The sequence below is a fragment of the Streptomyces sp. NPDC047014 genome, from assembly GCF_040644195.1.
Lineage (GTDB): Bacteria > Actinomycetota > Actinomycetes > Streptomycetales > Streptomycetaceae > Streptomyces.
The window spans coordinates 1-10815 of the sequence record NZ_JBEYVX010000134.1; the positions used below are offsets into that span (position 1 = coordinate 1).

Here is a 10815-nt window from a genome sequence, read left to right on the forward strand (position 1 = left end):
GCTGGAATGGGCGGGCGGGCGGAGGCAGGATCGGGCTCGGGCTCCGCGGCCGGAAAACGCGACGGCCCCCGCCCGGTGAAGGGCGGGGGCCGGCGCGGGCGGGAAGGGGGTCAGGCGGCTACGGCTACCGGGTGTTCCGGGGTGCGGGTCTCTTCCTCGTCCAGGGGGGAGGCGGAGGCGTTCGCGTACGCGTCCTTGTCCAGGATCCCCTCGCGCGCCGAGACGATGACGGGGACCAGGGCCTGGCCCGCGACGTTCGTGGCGGTGCGCATCATGTCCAGGATCGGGTCGATCGCCATCAGCAGGCCGACGCCCGCGAGCGGCAGGCCCAGCGTGGAGAGGGTCAGCGTCAGCATGACCGTGGCGCCCGTCAGGCCGGCCGTGGCGGCCGAGCCGATCACCGAGACGAAGACGATGAGCAGGTACTCCTTGATGCCCAGCTGCACATCGAAGATCTGCGCGATGAAGATCGCGGCCAGCGCCGGATAGATCGCGGCGCAGCCGTCCATCTTGGTGGTGGCGCCGAAGGGCACCGCGAAGGAGGCGTACTCCTTCGGGACGCCGAGGCGTTCGGTGACCTTCTGGGTGACCGGCATGGTGCCGACCGAGGAGCGGGAGACGAAGGCCAGCTGGATCGCGGGCCACGCGCCCTTGAAGAACTGCACCGGGTTCACCTTGGCCACCGTGGCCAGGAGCAGCGGGTACACGCCGAAGAGGACCAGGGCGCAGCCGATGTAGATGTCGGCGGTGAAGGTGGCGTACTTGCCGATCAGGTCCCAGCCGTACGTGGCGATCGCGGTGCCGATCAGGCCGATGGTGCCGATCGGGGCGAGGCGGATGACCCACCACAGGGCCTTCTGCAGCAGCTCCAGGGCGGATTCGGCCAGGTCGAGGACCGGCTTGGCCTTGGCGCCGAGCTGGAGGGCGGCGATGCCGGCGACCACGGCGAGGAAGACGATCTGGAGGACCTTGAGCTCGGTGAACGGCGTGATGATGTCCGTCGGGACGATGCCGGTGAGGAAGTCGATCCAGGAGCCGGTCTTCTTGGGCTCCTTGCCGTCGGCGGCGGTGAGGCCGGTGCCCGCGCCCGGGTCGGTCAGCAGGCCGATGGCGATGCCGATGCCGACCGCGATCAGCGAAGTGATCATGAACCAGAGCAGCGTGCGGGTGGCGAGCCGCGCGGCGTTGTTCACCTTCCGCAGGTTGGTGATCGACACCAGGATCGCGAAGAAGACGAGCGGCGCGATGGCCAGCTTGAGCAGCTGGACGAAGAGGTCGCCGGTCTTCTCCAGGGTGGTGCCGAGCCAGCTGATGTCCTGGCTGCGCGCTATCCAGCCGAAGAGGACACCGAGGGCCAGACCGGCGACGATCTGGGCCCAGAAGGGGAATTTCAGGGAGGCCCTGGCGGGGGCAGGGGCGGGTGCCGGGGAAGGGGCGGGGGCCTGGGGGGACGCGGACACGGACACTCTCCGGAGGTGGCGCACGTAGACAGGGGGGTGGTTCTGCGAGGTGTTGCGGTGCGGTGGCAGCCAGGGAGGCCCGGCCGGGACCGCTGCTGTATCGATTCAGCTCAACAGCAACAGGCCGCGGACGCGCGGCGGCAGAGGTCGACGTGCAGGCGCGTCACGAGCGGGACGCTCGTGGTCATCGGGTGCGCGGCTGTGGTCAACATGTTGAACACGCTAACACTTCTCCTTTGGGAATCTCAAAGGGGTGCTTTGAGACAACGGCGCACCACGCCCTCTTGCGCGGACCCGGAAAACACGACCGCCCCAGCGTTCCGGGCGGTTGACCCGGAGCTGGGGCGGTTCGATGTGTGATGAACCCAACTGGTCCGTTACGGGGTGGAGCGTGCCGCGTCGTCCGCCAGGTCCTCCTGGCTGCGGTTCGCGGCGAGCCGGTCCTTCGCACCCGCGACGCGGTCGGAGATCTGCTCGGACATCGCGTCGCGCTGCTTGCGCAGCAGGACGAAGGAAAGCGGCGCGGAGATGACCAGGGCCAGCAGCACCACCCAGGCGGGGTTCGCGTCGCCGAGCCCGGAGGGCACCCAGCCGACCCGGACGAGGACGGCGACGACGACGAGGCAGGCGACGAAGATGCCCAGGCGCATCGCGGTGTATCGGATCGTCGCGCTCGGCTTGGGGGACACGGTGACCCCTTCCTTCTCATCGTGGTCGTGCGGCGGTCGTGCGGTGGTCGTGCGGCATGCGGTGCCCAACCAGTGAAGCACGCCGCTCCCCCGGCCGGGCCCGCCGGGGTACGGGGCCCCCGGCGCGGGCTCGCCGTCAGCGCAGGGGCAGCAGCATCGTGATGTCCTCCCGGTCGTCGCCGGGCGCCACCCGGATGGCGCCGGGCACCCGGCCGACCTCCTTGTAGCCGCAGGAGGCGTAGAAGTGCTCCAGGCCGAGGCCGCCCCGGCAGCCGAGGCGGATCGCGTCCACCCCGTCGAGGGAGCGGGCGGCGGACTCGGTGGCGTCCATCAGCGCGCGCCCGTAGCCCCTGCCCTGGTACCGCGGGTGGACCATCACGGTGTAGGCCCACACCCAGTGCCGCATGAGGGGGTGGGTGTTGTGGGTGAGGAAGGCGGTCGCGGCGACGGCCCCGTCCCGGTCCCGGCCGAGGACGAGCCGGCTGCCCCCGTCGGCGAGGGCGGCGAGCTGCCGGTCGAGCGCGGGGCCGATGTCGGCACGGGTGACCGGCGGTACGAAGCCCACCGCGCCGCCCGCGTTGGAGACGTCGGCCCAGAGCTCCAGGATGCCCTCGCGCACGGAGGGGCCGACCTCGGGATCCAGAGCAAAAGTAAGGGTCATTCAAGCAGGCTAACCATTACGAACCCACCGCGTCCAGGGAGAACGGCCGCCCGCGGGCCAGGAAGGACCGGACCGCGGGCCAGGAACGGCCGGACAGCGGGCCCGGAAACGACCGGACCCCCGGCCCAGAAGGGCCGGGGGTCCGGTGCGCGGGCGCATGCCGGTCAGACGCGCATCGCCTGCGGGGTCTCGCGCAGGTCCGCGTCCGGACCGGGGTACTCGCGGATGATCTCGTAGCGCGTGTTGCGCTCGACGGGGCGGAAGCCCGCCTCGCGGATCAGGTCCAGCAGGTCCTCGCGGCCCAGCTTGTTCGGGGTGCCATAGTTGTCCGCGTCGTGCGTGATCTTGTACTCGACGACCGAGCCGTCCATGTCGTCCGCGCCGTGCTGGAGCGCGAGCTGGGCGGTCTGGACGCCGTGCATCACCCAGAAGACCTTCACGTGCGGCACGTTGTCGAAGAGCAGCCGCGAGACGGCGAAGGTCTTGAGCGCCTCGGCGCCCGTCGCCATCGTGGTGCGCGCCTGGAGCTTGTTGCGCACCTTGCCGTCCTGCATGTCCACGAAGTCGTGCTGGTAGCGCAGCGGGATGAAGACCTGGAAGCCGCCGGTCTCGTCCTGGAGCTCACGCAGCCGCAGCACGTGGTCCACGCGGTGGCGGGGCTCCTCGATGTGCCCGTAGAGCATCGTCGAGGGGGTCTTGAGGCCCTTGGCGTGCGCGAGCCGGTGGATGCGCGACCAGTCCTCCCAGTGGGTGCGGTGGTCGACGATGTGCTGGCGGACCTCCCAGTCGAAGATCTCCGCGCCGCCGCCGGTGAGCGATTCCAGGCCGGCCTCGATCAGCTCGTCGAGGATGTCGGAGGCCGACATGCCGGAGATCGTCTCGAAGTGGTGGATCTCGGTCGCCGTGAACGCCTTGAGCGAGACGTTCGGCAGCGCCTTCTTGAGCTCGGAGAGCGAGCGCGGGTAGTAGCGCCACGGCAGGTTCGGGTGCAGGCCGTTGACGATGTGCAGCTCGGTGAGGTTCTCCGTCTCCATGGCCTTGGCCAGGCGCACGGCCTCCTCGATGCGCATCGTGTACGCGTCCTTCTCGCCCGGCTTGCGCTGGAACGAGCAGTAGGCGCACGAGGCCGTGCACACATTGGTCATGTTGAGGTGCCGGTTGACGTTGAAGTGGACGACGTCGCCGTTCTTGCGCGTGCGCACCTCGTGGGCGAGGCCACCGAGCCAGGCCAGGTCGTCCGACTCGTAGAGGGCGATGCCGTCCTCCCGGGTCAGCCGCTCGCCGGAGCGGACCTTCTCCTCCAGCTCACGCTTGAGCCCAGCGTCCATGTGCCGGTCGCCTCCTCTGTGCCTCTGCCTGTCGTTACGAACCCTGACCCACCGTACTCTCAGGCTTCCTCGGGCAGCTCCCCGACCCGGTTCTCCCACTTCGTGGAGAGCACGATGGTGGTGCGGGTGCGCGAGACGCCCTTGGTGCCGGAGAGCTTGCGGATGATCCGCTCCAGGCCGTCCACGTCGCTGGCGCGCACCTTGAGCATGTAGGAGTCGTCGCCCGCGATGAACCAGCAGTCCTCGATCTCCGCGAGGTCGCGCAGCCGCCGGGCCACGTCCTCGTGGTCCACGGCGTCGGAGAGGGAGATGCCGATCAGCGCGGTGACGCCGAGGCCGAGCGAGGCGGAGTCCACCGTCGCGCGGTAACCGGTGATGACGCCGGCCGTCTCCAGCCGGTTGATGCGGTCGGTGACGCTGGGGCCGGAGAGGCCCACGAGACGGCCCAGCTCCGCGTACGAGGCGCGACCGTTTTCCCGGAGTGCCTGGATGAGCTGCCTGTCCACCGTGTCCATTACGTGGAGCCTTCCATTATTCGGCGATCCTGCAAGTCTAGGTATAGAATCTAAGGCGCACAGGGTCAACACCCTGTGATTTCTTTCAACAGATCAGTGACGATCTTCAGGAGTGATACACCGTGTTCACGGTCGAGATGGCATACGCACACATGCGACAGCTCCAGGAGCTGGCCAACCGATCCCGAGCCCACCAGCCCGCGGCAGCGGCCCGCGTCGACAAGGCCCGCAAGCCGCTGGGCCGCAAGAAGCGCTAGTCACCGCCGGCGGACCCCCGGGGAGAGCGGGAGCCTCCGAGCTCCCCCTCCCAACGGCGGTACAGCCGGTGCGGCACCCCTGCCGCGTCGAGCACCCGCCCCGCGACGAAGTCCACCAGGTCCTGGATGTGCGTCGCGCCCGCGTAGAACGCCGGAGAGGCGGGCAGCACGATCGCGCCCGCCTCGTCCAGCGCCACCAGATGCCGCAGCGTCTGCCCGTTCAGCGGGGTCTCCCGCACCGCGACCACCAGCCGGCGCCGCTCCTTGAGCGTCACGCTCGCCACGCGCTGGAGCAGGTCCTTCGACAGCCCGAGCGCCACCCCCGCCACACAGGCCGTGGACGCCGGCACGATCAGCATCCCCTTCACCGGGTACGAGCCCGAACTCGGGCCCGCCGCCAGGTCACCGGCGCTCCAGAACCGCAGGTCGGCCCCGTCCGCAGGCGCCTCGAAGGTGCCCGGCTTGCCGTCGGCGCCGCGCGCCAGCCACTCCGCCAGGTCCTCGCGCCAGTGCGCGTCCCGGAAGGCGATCCCGGTCTCGTCCAGCAGGGTGAGGCGCGAGGCCCGGCTCACCACCAGGTCGACGCTCTCCCCCGCCGCGATCAGCCCCCTGATCACCGCCGCCGCGTACGGCGTCCCGGACGCCCCGGAAACCCCGACCACCCACGGGGTGCGCTTGCGCTCTGTCATACCTCCGAGACTATCCGGCCACCCCGGGCAGGCACTCGGTAAGGTGTCCGGACGTTCCTGGGAGGGGGCCCTTCACAGGCTTCCCCCCCGGGTTCAGGGGGTTCACGGGGTGCACGGGCTTTCAGGGGGACGAGGATGAGCACGACGACGGTGGAGCCGCGCCGCACGCGGACCGGCCGGGCCAAGGCCGCCGCGCAGCTGATGGTGGGCTGGGTGGCGCTGCTGTGGCTGATCGAGCTGGTGGACCTGCTGACCGGCCACGCGCTCGACGGGTACGGGGTCGCCCCGCGGGACCCGGACCACCTGATAGGCGTGGTCGCCCATCCCTTCCTGCACTTCGGCTTCGGCCACGTGGCCGCCAACAGCTGGCCGCTGCTGGTCTTCGGCTTCATCGCCGCGCTCAGCGGTATACGCCGCCTGCTCGCGGTGAGCGCGATCATCACCCTGGCGGTCGGCGTGGGCGCCTGGCTGATCGCACCGCCGGACACCCTGGGCGCGGGCGCCTCCGGGCTGGTCTTCGGCCTCTTCGGCTACGTGGTGGTCCGCGGCTTCGTCGAGCGCAAGCCGCTGAACGCGCTGACCGGGGTGGCGGTCGCCGCCGTCTGGGGCTCCACCATCTTCTTCGGCGTCCTGCCCACCGACTCCGGTGTCGGCTGGTACGCCCACCTCATCGGCCTCGTCGCGGGCGTCCTGGTCGCCCTCCGCTTCCGCCGCCCGGCCGCCACCGCGCAGCCTGCCCTGGCCGTCTGACCGGACTGGCCGTCTGACCGCACTGGGCACCGGACAGGCGCCGGACAGGCACCTGCCCGACCGGCAGCGGACAGCCGCCGGACGGGCCCTAGAGGGTCAGCCCGCGCAGCAGCAGGTCCGCCAGCGCGCACACGAACAGCGCGATGCCGATGAAGCCGTTGACGGTGAAGAAGGCGCGGTTCAGCCGGGACAGGTCGTGCGGGGTGACGATGGTGTGCTCGTAGAGGAAGGCACCCGCGACCACCGCGAGGCCCACCCAGAACGCCGCGCCCGCGTCCGTGGCGAGGGCGTACCAGATCAGCAGGCCCATGGTCACGAGGTGCGCGCCGCGCGCCCCCCACAGGGCGGCCGGCACACCGAAGCGGGCCGGGACGGACCGGACGCCCTCCGCCCGGTCGGCGGCCACGTCCTGGCAGGCGAAGATCAGGTCGAAGCCGCCGATCCACACGCCGACCGCGAGGCCGAGGACGACCGCGTCCCAGGACCAGGTCCCGGTGACGGCCAGCCAGGCGCCGACCGGGCCGATCGCCTGGGCCAGTCCGAGGATGGCGTGCGGGAAGTCCGTGAACCGCTTGCCGTACGGGTACACCACCATCGGGACCACGGCCACGGGCGCGAGCGCCAGGCACAGCGGGTTGAGCAGGGCGGCCGAGCCGAGGAAGACCACGAGGGCGATACCGGCGCCGGTCCACGCCGACCGCACCGACACGGCGCCGGTGACCAGTTCGCGTCCGGCGGTGCGCGGATTGCGCGCGTCGATCTCGCGGTCGATGATCCGGTTCGCGGCCATCGCGAAGGTCCGCAGGCCCACCATGCAGAGGGTGACGAGCAGCAGCGTGAGCCAGTGCACGGTGCCGTCGAGCCGGAACATGGCGGTGAGCGCGGCGATGTAGGCGAAGGGCAGCGCGAAGACCGAGTGCTCGATCATCACCAGCCGCAGGAACGCCTTCACCTTGCCGCCGACCTGCGGGGCCGGTCCGGGCCCGAGGACTCCCTCGGCGGCCGATGTCATGCGAGGGACCTCCGGAACTGTTCGAGTTCGCCGCGCAGTTCACCCGCGGCCGACGGGCCGATCTCGACCTCCAGCGGAAGGGTGCCCTCGCCGGGCGGCGGGACGACGGTGGCCAGGAAGGCGAAGCCCTCACCGGCCGGGCGGCTGTCCAGGCGCAGCACCTCGTGCGCGCCGACCGTGAGCACCACCGTGGCCTCGGCGTCGGGGTCCGCGAGCGCGGCCCCGAGCCGGTCCGCGAACGCGGCGGCCTCGGTGTCGGTCAGGTCGTCGAGGGCGATCTCGCGGCCCTCGCCGTCCGTGCGGTCCGCGATCAGCTGCCAGAGGTCGGAGGGGCCGGCGAACTCCTCCGGGGTGACCCCGGCCCGCTCGGCGGCCTCCCGCACCTCGGGCTGCGCCGGGTCGATGGAGGGGCGCACCAGCGCCACGCAGGGGGTGTCGCTACCGATGAACAGGGCGGGACCGCCCACGGCGATGCTCACAGGCCGTACTCCGGGGCATCCCCGCAGCGGCGGGGAGCAGAAGCCCACGCCCTGTCTGCTTCCATCCGCGCTGAGTGGCTCACAGCCCGTACTCCTTCCAGCGTCGGGTCACCCGTTCGGCCGTCTCCGGGTCGGACTCCACCATGTCGGGCCAGCCGCCGTCGCGCGTGTACCCCTCCTCCGGCAGTTTCCGCGTGGCGTCGATGCCCGCCTTGCCTCCCCAGAACTGCTGGTACGAGGCGTGGTCCAGGTGGTCCACCGGGCCCTCGACCACGGTGAGGTCGCGGGAGTAGTCGGTGTTGCCGAGCGCCCGCCAGGAGACCTCGTGCAGGTCGTGGACGTCGCAGTCCTTGTCGACCACGATGATCAGCTTGGTCAGCGACATCATGTGCGCGCCCCAGATGGCGTGCATCACCTTCTGCGCGTGCTTGGGGTACTTCTTGTCGATCGAGACGATCGCGCAGTTGTGGAAGCCGCCGGACTCGGGCAGGTGGTAGTCCACGATGTCCGGGACGATGATCTTCAGCAGCGGCAGGAAGAAGCGCTCGGTCGCGCGGCCCAGCGGGCCGTCCTCGGTCGGCGGGCGGCCGACCACGATCGACTGGAGCAGCGGGCGCCTGCGCATGGTGACGCAGTCGATCGTGAGCGCGGGGAAGGGCTCCTGCGGGGTGTAGAAGCCGGTGTGGTCGCCGAAGGGGCCCTCGGGCAGCATCTCGCCCGGCTCCAGCCAGCCCTCGATCACGACCTCCGCGTGCGCGGGGACCTGGAGCGGGACGGTCTTGCAGTCGACCATCTCGATCCGCTTGCCCGCGACGAACCCGGCGAAGAGGTACTCGTCGATGTCGCCGGGCAGCGGCGCGGTGGACGCGTACGTCACGGCGGGCGGGCAGCCGAAGGCGATCGCGACCGGCAGCCGCTCGCCCTTGGCCGCGGCCACGGCGTAGTGGTTGCGGCTGTCCTTGTGGATCTGCCAGTGCATGCCGATGGTGCGCTTGTCGTGGCGCTGGAGGCGGTAGAGGCCCAGGTTGCGCACGCCGGTCTCGGGGTGCTTGGTGTGGGTGAGGCCCAGGTTGAAGAAGGAGCCGCCGTCCTTGGGCCAGGTGAAGAGGGCCGGCAGCAGGTCCAGGTCGACGTCGTCGCCGGTGAGCACGACCTCCTGGACGGGCGCCGAGTCGCCCTTGATCTTCTTCGGCGGGACGTGGACCATCGAGCCGAGCTTGCCGAACGCCTCGCGGACGCCGATGAAGCCCTGCGGGAGCTCCGGCTTGAGCAGGCCGCCGATCTTCTCGCTGATCTCGCCGTAGGACGTGAGACCGAGGGCCTTGAGGAGGCGGCGGTCGGTGCCGAAGACGTTCATGGCCAGCGGCATGGCCGAGCCCTTGACGTTCTCGAAGAGGAGCGCGGGGCCGCCCGCCTTGTTCACTCTGTCGACGATCTCCCCGACCTCCAGATAGGGGTCGACTTCGGCCTTGATGCGCTTGAGGTCGCCCTCTCGCTCCAGAGCCCGGAGCAGCGAGCGGAGATCGTCGTAAGCCATAGGGGCCAGTATCCGTCACCAACTACCCTGGAGGCGTCACCGGGGCCCCCGCGGTCCCGCCGCCACTGCCCGGGAGTCGGTCCCACACCGTGCTGCGCTATCTGCCGTTCCTGCTGGTCATCGCGCTGACCGTCTACGCCTTCATCGACTGCCTGAACACTCCCGAGGAGGAGGTCAAGCACCTGCCGAAGGTGGCCTGGGTGATGATCATCCTGCTCTTCTCCTTCGTGGGCCCGGTGGTGTGGCTGTTCGCGGGCAAGAAGCGGTCGGCCGTCGGCGGCGGGCGGAGCCGCCGGGCGCAGTGGGTGGCGCCCGACGACAATCCGGAGTTCCTGAAATCCCTGCGCGAGGAGCAGGAGAAGAAGGACGGCACGAAGGACAGGGACGCGGACCCGGACAAGGACTGACCCCGGGTCAGGGCGTCCGTCACCGCGTCCACGGCAGTACGCGGGGCTCCTCCTCCCCCGGCACCGAGACCACGCCGTCGGCGCGCATGGCCACGTACGCCCGGAAGTCCTCGGGCGCGCCGATCCGGCGCGGCACCCCGGCGGGCAGCACGAGGGTCCGCCCGGCGGGGACCCGCTCGGTGCGGCCCTCACTGGTGACCTCCAGGGAGCCGGCGGTGAGCAGCCAGACCTGCTCGCGGCTGGCGGAGTGCTCGGGGCCGGTGGCCCCGGCGGGCATGTCGACCTCCCAGGTGCTGAGTTCGGCGCTGCCGCGGCTGGGGGCGGCGAGGCCGGTCATGGTGGCGTTCGGGGTGGCGGTGACGTTCTCGGGGGCGGGGCTGATCACGTGCACGGTGGATCCTTCGTTCGGTCCGAGGTCTGAGTAAAGGTGCTTTACTCGATTCGAGTAAAGCACCTTTACTCAGGCGTGTCACCATGTTTCCGTGACGAGAGACGACTACGAGGGCGTCGAGCTGACCTTCCTGCTCGGCCTCGGCTTCCAGCTGGTGCTGGCCGAGTTCACCCGGCGCCTGACCGAGGCGGGACAGCGCGACCTGCGGCCCGTGCACGGCATGACCTTCCAGGTCCTGGGCCGCGGCGGGGCCACCGCGACCGAGCTCGCCGAACGGCTCGGGGTGACCAAGCAGGCCGCCGGGCAGATCGTCGACGACCTGGAGAAGCGCGGCTACGTACGCCGCGACCCGCACCCGGAGGGCGGCCGCCGCAAGCTCGTCGTGCTCACCCCGGCGGCCTGGGAGCACCTGTCCGTCGCGGGCCGGATCCTGCACGAGCTGGAGGCCGAGCTGGGCCGCGGCACCGACCTCGGCGCGCTGCGCCGCGAACTGGGCTCCGTCATCCGCACCCTGCACGGCGAGGACGGCCTGCCGCCGCTGCGCCCGGTGTGGTGAGGAGGGCGGCCCGGGAACGCGCGACGCCGGTGGCCCGCCCCGGGGCGCGCGGTCGTCGCCTTCCTCGTCTCCGACCGGGGGAAG

14 protein-coding genes are annotated in these 10815 nt (G+C 70.9%); 4 read left to right on the top strand and 10 right to left on the bottom strand.

Annotated features, from left to right (window positions below; genetic code table 11):
• Positions 1–110 precede the first annotated feature (110 nt).
• From ABZ873_RS32685 to ABZ873_RS32705, 5 genes are all read right to left on the bottom strand, one after another.
• Positions 111–1460, bottom strand: coding sequence for a dicarboxylate/amino acid:cation symporter (locus ABZ873_RS32685; protein WP_360880009.1), 1350 nt, complete (start codon positions 1458–1460; stop codon positions 111–113).
• Between the two features lie 377 nt (positions 1461–1837).
• The gene (locus ABZ873_RS32690; RefSeq protein ID WP_360880043.1) at positions 1838–2110 is read right to left on the bottom strand and encodes a DUF4229 domain-containing protein; all 273 of its coding nucleotides are present in this window, start codon (positions 2108–2110) and stop codon (positions 1838–1840) included.
• A 175-nt stretch (positions 2111–2285) separates the two neighbouring features.
• Positions 2286–2810 carry a GNAT family N-acetyltransferase gene (locus tag ABZ873_RS32695; protein ID WP_360880012.1) on the bottom strand — a complete coding sequence of 175 codons (525 nt, stop codon included), beginning with the start codon at positions 2808–2810 and terminating at the stop codon, positions 2286–2288.
• 164 nt (positions 2811–2974) lie between these two features.
• Positions 2975–4138: an aminofutalosine synthase MqnE gene (gene mqnE, locus ABZ873_RS32700; protein ID WP_360880015.1), complete on the bottom strand. Its 1164-nt coding sequence runs from the start codon at positions 4136–4138 to the stop codon at positions 2975–2977.
• Positions 4139–4197: 59 nt separating this feature from the next.
• Entirely contained in the window at positions 4198–4653 is a 456-nt protein-coding gene (locus ABZ873_RS32705; RefSeq protein ID WP_360880018.1) for an Lrp/AsnC family transcriptional regulator, read from the bottom strand.
• Positions 4654–4775: 122 nt separating this feature from the next.
• Here ABZ873_RS32705 and ABZ873_RS32710 point away from each other — a divergent pair, with 122 nt between their 5' ends.
• The gene (locus ABZ873_RS32710) at positions 4776–4910 is read left to right on the top strand and encodes a hypothetical protein (protein WP_360880046.1); all 135 of its coding nucleotides are present in this window, start codon (positions 4776–4778) and stop codon (positions 4908–4910) included.
• On the opposite strand, the gene ABZ873_RS32715 is transcribed toward ABZ873_RS32710, so the two are convergent.
• Positions 4907–5599 (bottom strand): UbiX family flavin prenyltransferase, encoded by a 693-nt coding sequence (locus ABZ873_RS32715; protein WP_360880021.1) that lies wholly within the window; start codon positions 5597–5599, stop codon positions 4907–4909. The two genes, ABZ873_RS32710 and ABZ873_RS32715, sit on opposite strands and share 4 nt — an antisense overlap.
• A 135-nt stretch (positions 5600–5734) precedes the next feature.
• On the opposite strand from ABZ873_RS32715, the gene ABZ873_RS32720 reads away from it, so the two are divergent.
• Positions 5735–6349: a rhomboid family intramembrane serine protease gene (locus ABZ873_RS32720; protein WP_360880023.1), complete on the top strand. Its 615-nt coding sequence runs from the start codon at positions 5735–5737 to the stop codon at positions 6347–6349.
• Positions 6350–6437: 88 nt separating this feature from the next.
• Here ABZ873_RS32720 and mqnP read toward each other — a convergent pair whose 3' ends face one another.
• From mqnP to ABZ873_RS32735, 3 genes are all read right to left on the bottom strand, one after another.
• The gene (gene mqnP, locus ABZ873_RS32725) at positions 6438–7361 is read right to left on the bottom strand and encodes a menaquinone biosynthesis prenyltransferase MqnP (protein ID WP_360880025.1); all 924 of its coding nucleotides are present in this window, start codon (positions 7359–7361) and stop codon (positions 6438–6440) included.
• Positions 7358–7840, bottom strand: a complete 483-nt coding sequence (locus ABZ873_RS32730; RefSeq protein ID WP_360880028.1) for a hypothetical protein — start codon at positions 7838–7840, stop codon at positions 7358–7360. Before ABZ873_RS32730 ends, mqnP begins: the two co-directional genes overlap by 4 nt.
• 79 nt (positions 7841–7919) lie before the next feature.
• Positions 7920–9377, bottom strand: coding sequence for a menaquinone biosynthesis decarboxylase (locus ABZ873_RS32735; RefSeq protein WP_360880031.1), 1458 nt, complete (start codon positions 9375–9377; stop codon positions 7920–7922).
• Between the two features lie 89 nt (positions 9378–9466).
• On the opposite strand from ABZ873_RS32735, the gene ABZ873_RS32740 reads away from it, so the two are divergent.
• Positions 9467–9784, top strand: coding sequence for a PLD nuclease N-terminal domain-containing protein (locus tag ABZ873_RS32740; protein ID WP_360880034.1), 318 nt, complete (start codon positions 9467–9469; stop codon positions 9782–9784).
• Between the two features lie 19 nt (positions 9785–9803).
• On the opposite strand, the gene ABZ873_RS32745 is transcribed toward ABZ873_RS32740, so the two are convergent.
• Positions 9804–10175: a cupin domain-containing protein gene (locus tag ABZ873_RS32745; RefSeq protein ID WP_360880037.1), complete on the bottom strand. Its 372-nt coding sequence runs from the start codon at positions 10173–10175 to the stop codon at positions 9804–9806.
• A gap of 91 nt (positions 10176–10266) precedes the next feature.
• On the opposite strand from ABZ873_RS32745, the gene ABZ873_RS32750 reads away from it, so the two are divergent.
• A complete protein-coding gene (locus tag ABZ873_RS32750; RefSeq protein WP_360880040.1) occupies positions 10267–10731 on the top strand; it encodes a MarR family transcriptional regulator in 465 nt (154 codons plus the stop codon).
• The last annotated feature ends 84 nt before the right edge of the window (positions 10732–10815 follow it).